6 protein-coding genes are annotated in these 4044 nt (G+C 64.8%); all 6 read left to right on the forward strand.

Annotated elements, in window-relative coordinates; translation table 11 throughout:
* The first annotated feature begins 506 nt into the window (after positions 1 to 506).
* Positions 507 to 752 carry a hypothetical protein gene (locus tag AC1DY5_RS45320; RefSeq protein WP_478120941.1) on the forward strand — a complete coding sequence of 82 codons (246 nt, stop codon included), beginning with the start codon at positions 507 to 509 and terminating at the stop codon, positions 750 to 752.
* A gap of 70 nt (positions 753 to 822) precedes the next feature.
* A complete protein-coding gene (locus AC1DY5_RS45325; RefSeq protein ID WP_478120942.1) occupies positions 823 to 1464 on the forward strand; it encodes an AbiU2 domain-containing protein in 642 nt (213 codons plus the stop codon).
* Between the two features lie 2 nt (positions 1465 to 1466).
* Complete coding sequence (locus AC1DY5_RS45330; RefSeq protein WP_478120943.1) at positions 1467 to 2156, forward strand: SOS response-associated peptidase; 690 nt, start codon at positions 1467 to 1469, stop codon at positions 2154 to 2156.
* 193 nt (positions 2157 to 2349) lie between these two features.
* Positions 2350 to 2730: a hypothetical protein gene (locus AC1DY5_RS45335; protein ID WP_478120944.1), complete on the forward strand. Its 381-nt coding sequence runs from the start codon at positions 2350 to 2352 to the stop codon at positions 2728 to 2730.
* A gap of 110 nt (positions 2731 to 2840) precedes the next feature.
* Positions 2841 to 3374: a hypothetical protein gene (locus tag AC1DY5_RS45340; protein ID WP_478120945.1), complete on the forward strand. Its 534-nt coding sequence runs from the start codon at positions 2841 to 2843 to the stop codon at positions 3372 to 3374.
* Positions 3375 to 3463: 89 nt separating this feature from the next.
* Positions 3464 to 4044, forward strand: a 581-nt coding sequence (locus tag AC1DY5_RS45345) for a trypsin-like peptidase domain-containing protein (protein WP_478120946.1), incomplete at its 3' end; no start/stop codon positions are given.

The following is a 4044-nucleotide window of genomic DNA, read 5'->3' on the forward strand; positions in this document are numbered from 1 at the left end:
ATTAGCGCGTACTCGCGCTCTCAACCCCTCTCCCTCGTGCACCGTCCACCATTCCTCGTTCGGCCAAGAAATTGCATTCTTGGGATGGACGCGTTTCGGGCCGCGGATGCCGGACGGGTAGGTGCAAAGGCGTCACCAGCCGTACAGCCGCTCTGGGCTCAAACCGGTCGCACGCCTTAGGCGGCGGCGCGTTCTGCGAGGTGGACACCGGGCGCGGCGACGTGCCCTGACGCACGCCCGTACTGCTCACTGCGCCGGCACGCCCTGCGCCCAGCGGCTCTGCCAATGCGCGAGGTACGTAGCGGCCACCTGCGGGTGGTCATGTGGCCCGGCGTGCTCTGGCACAGGTACAGCCGGTCCTGCTGGAACTGGAGCATGCCGTGCGTCCATTCCTGCGCGCAGAAGTCGCTGGCCGCCAGCTCGACCCCGTACCGAAAGCGCCGCTTCATCCTGACCCGCATGCCGCGAATAATACTGGCTGCCTATACAGTACTCATAATATGGGAATGATCCATCTTCGCCACTTGTCCGTCTGGGTCGACGAACCCGATCCGGGCCGCTTCTACTGGGTGCTGCACGAGTCCACCGAGGACGCCAGCGTGTGGGTGGACGTCGAGTCGAGCCCGGAGCCTTTTGACAGTTGGACGAGGGCCTTCGGGGAAGGGGTCGTCGCGCTCTACAGGCACACGCCGGACGAGCGCCTTGGGCCGCGCGCGCCGGGCGAGGACGAAGACGCTGCGCCTGTGGGCTGACCGGCATGGACAAGCTCACGCTGAACAAGCGGCCGGCCCAATTCCAGCAGTACCTTTCGCACGACCTGCCATGACGATGAGCCCTGAGCTGCAGCAGGACTACGACCTCCTGCAGAATGAGGTCGGTGCCCTCGGCTATCGACTGCGCGAATACACAGCGGTGTTTGCCCCGACGCACGAGCGGGTGAATCTCCTGAATTCAGTCGCCCACGTGTTCTTTCGGATGCTTTCCGAGTCACTATGGGCCGACATGTTGATGCATCTAGGCCGCCTCACTGACCCCGCAACGCAGGGCGGATTTGAAAACTTGTCGCTGCAGAGATTGCCGGCGATAGTCGCTGATCAATGCAAGTCCGAGGTGCAGGCAGCCGTGGCAGCGGCTGTCCAGGCTGCGCAATTCGCCCGAGACAGACGCAACAAGGTCTACGCGCATAGGGACCTCATCGTGGTGAGAGATCCCATGAATGCGAAATTCACCCTTGGCAGCGTGGATCAAATGCGGGAGGCCATCGAGAGGTGTGAGGCGGCGCTCGATGCCGTGGCGCTCTACTACGACGCCAATCGGGGCACCTACTTTCGCGACGTCCGCAACGGCATTGCCGAGCAAATGATGCAGACGCTAGAGGCAGGTCACAAGGCGCAGTACGCAACGATGACTGCCGAGGTGCAGCAGATGCTCGACACGCAGCCAGCGGCGAACGGCGACGCCTAGGCATGTGCACCCGCTACATCAGCGCGACCGATCGCGAGATCGAGGCCTTTTGGCGGATCGAACGCCGCAACAGCAACAACCTGTGGCCGCGCCAGTTGTTCCCGCGCTCGCCGGGTCCGTTCATCCGTCGCGCGAAGGATGCTGTCGGCTACGAGCGTGAACTCGTCGTCGGGCAGTGGGGCCTCGTGCCGTGGTTCGCCAAGACAGCGAAGCTGCCGTACGCGACGGTTAACGCGCGCAGCGAGGAGCTGGAGGCGAAGGCCAGCTACAAGCACCCGTGGTCGCGCGGGCAGCGCTGCATCATCCCGGCCGAGTCCTTCGACGAGCCGAACTGGGAGAGCGGCAAGAACGTCTGGTGGCGATTCAGCCGAGCGGATGGCGCGCCGTGGGGCGTCGCGGGCCTGTGGAACACCTGGGTCGACAAGGCCACCGGTACCGGTGAGGTCGTCGAGAGCTAYACCATGCTGACGCTCAACGCCGACGCCCATCCACTCATGAGCCGCATGCACAAGCTCGACCCGAAGCTCGGTCCCGACCAGCAGGACAAGCGTAGTCTCGTGCTGCTTCAGCCGATCGATTTCGATGAGCGGCTGGAGGGCAATGTGGAGGAGGCGGCGGCCCTGATCCAGTTGACGCCGGTCGAGACGTTCACGGCCCGTCCGGTACCGCCGGCCGAGGTCCTCGTCGCATAGCGCAAAGACAAACGGCACCCAAAGGTGCCGCCTGCTGCCTACAGATGGAACGCATGGTGCGGTGCTGTTCGTCTGGTCATTGGCGTGCCCGCGAGGGGCAGTGCAAACGCCCGGTCACGCTGGGCGCGCACGCCAATGGTAGTCGTTCGCCGAATCGATAATATGGAAATGACCCACCTCAGCCACACCTATCGTGAGTGACGCAGCGCCACCGGCACCGGAGGCCGAGCCGCCAAAGAAGCTATCCCTCGCCGACCTGATCGGCGATCAGGGGGACACCGTGCAAAGGGTAGGTTCGTCGCGAGACCGACCTGCTGCGACCACCATTGCCGATGCGATGCGCGACGCCTACCCGCTGGCGCGCGAGCTTCGCAACGTAATCGACTGGAAGGAGCAGCTTCGCGCGGCGAAGCCGACCACCGAGGAGCCGAGGGTGCTCCGGATGCCGGCGACGAACCACATGATCGACCCGATGCGCGAGACCAATCGCAGGATCAGGGCGAGCGAGGAGGCCGAGCAGCGCACCGTGGCCGCGCTGGAGACGATGCTCAAGGAGGCGCTGGCGAGCAAGTAGGACAACGCGCGAATGCTGTGGTGGGCGCGCGCCGCCGGCATCGCGGGCATCGCCGCCGTGGTCCTGACGATCCTCGTGCCGATCGTGCAGGCGATGTGGACGCGGACGCCATGACCGATCCCCGCATTCTGTTTCGCGCGCAGGTCGCAGCGATCGCCGACGAGATCGTGGAGGAGTTTGACCGGGAACCGCTGGCGATGTCGCGGCGCCGCGCGGCGAACGGGTCTTTCAGGTCCGGCGCGATGCTGATCGACATCGCCGACGGCATCAAAGGCGGGTTCGTCGCGCTGCGGGACAAGGCCGAGGCGACGGTGACCGCCGCCTGGGGGCACAGCCTGTGGGTATCGGCGGCGGACGAACAGGGGATGCTCGCCGACCTTGGCGCGCAGTTCGACCGGATCAACGCGCACGGCCTCGCGACCCTGCGCGAGCACGCCGCCCGGATCGCCGCGCCGGCCGGCGTGCTGCCCGAACTAGAGCCGGGGGTTCAGCAGCGACTGAACGAATGCAAGGAGCGCATGGTCCTGACGTGCGAACTGCAGCGGCGCGCGCACGACGTGTCGAAGGTGAAACGCGGGCTGGGCCTTGCAGGGTCCGCCGTCGGCGCCGCGTTCAAATGGGTGGTGGGCCTCGCGAGCAAATAGTACGGATGAACAATGCCCCTGTGAGTCAGTCGGTAGGTCGGGCGGAGCTTCGACGTGCGTCAGACCTGTTGTCGCGTTACGTGCTGCCCTTGTACACCGATGAAAACAGCCGACCAGTCCATGCCGGCTCGGCGTTCATCGTAAGGGCGCAAGGGCACTTCTTCCTCGTCACCGCTGCTCACGTGCTGGACCGCCTCGCAGTCGGAAACCTGTATTTCTACGTGAAGCCGAGGACGGTGCGAGCCGTCGAGGGCAAGGGCTACTGCACACCCGGGAGCGCAAAGGATCGGCGCAAAGACGACCGGCTCGACGTGGGCGTCGTGTGTCTGCGCAACGGCGGCTTTCCACCGTACCCGCTCGTCGACAAAGCAGCAATCGACATCCACGAACTGATGCCGCAATTGCTGCCGCGATCGGGTCGCGATTACATCGTCGTTGGGTTCCCCACATCGAAAAACAAGGCCAATCCGGTCAAGGTCGAACTGAATGCCCTCGCCTATGCATACCACGGCAAGTCGCCAGCCGCTGAGGCTTACGAGAAGATTGGCGCTGATCAGCGACATCACGTCCTGATCGAATTCGAGCCACGCCACGGCTACGACACCGACGGATCGCAGGTGACGTTCCCCAAGCCGAAAGGCATGAGTGGCTCGCCCGTGTGGCTCTACGA

It is taken from the genome of Variovorax sp. P4_D9 (assembly GCF_056401695.1).